We start from the raw sequence: 738 nt of genomic DNA on the forward strand, positions 1-738 counted from the left end.
GACAACGGTTTTGCCGTTTAATTCGGGCAAAAGGTCAAGGGTTTGTTGCAGGGTCACTTCAAACGTACGCAGGTTGCGGTTGTTGACGCCCCACAACGGCGTGGTCATGTTGCGGCATTTTTCCAGCTCGGACGCATCGTGCAACTCCAACAATACGGTCATGCCCAATTCGTGGGCAACGGCTTCAAAACGCTCAAGCTGCCCGGCTTCCAGTGCGGCGGCAATCAGAAGAATCGCATCCGCACCCCACGCGCGCGCCTGATAGATTTGGTATTCGTCGATGATGAAATCTTTACGCAAGACCGGCAGCGCCACGGCCGCACGCGCCTGTTTCAAATATTCGGGCGAGCCTTGGAAGTAAGGTTCGTCCGTCAACACAGACAAACAGGCCGCGCCGGCTTTTTCATAGGCGGCGGCGATTTCGGCAGGATGAAAATCAGGGCGGATCAGGCCTTTGCTCGGGCTGGCTTTTTTGACTTCGGCAATAATGGCAGGCAGATTCTGCGCGTGTTTTTCACGGATCGAGCCGATAAAGCTGCGAACCGGCGCGGCTGCCTGCGCTTGGGCTTTGATGTCTTCCAAGGAAACGGCGGCTTTTTGGACGGCCACTTCTTCTGCTTTGGTGGCAAGGATTTTGTTGAGAATATCGGTCATGGCGTTTTTCTACTGGGCTGATTTTCGGATTTGAATCGTGCAACATGCTGTTGCCGATTAGGTTTCAGACGGCCTGAATGCCGT

General features: G+C 54.5%; 1 protein-coding gene. It reads right to left on the minus strand.

The genetic code is table 11. From position 1 onward, the window contains the following. Positions 1–654: indole-3-glycerol phosphate synthase TrpC (trpC, locus tag ACTHUR_RS13815; RefSeq protein WP_440399109.1), on the minus strand; the 654-nt coding region annotated here is incomplete at its 3' end. Between the last annotated feature and the right edge of the window lie 84 nt (positions 655–738).

This window comes from Neisseria sp. P0021.S007, from assembly GCF_051956855.1.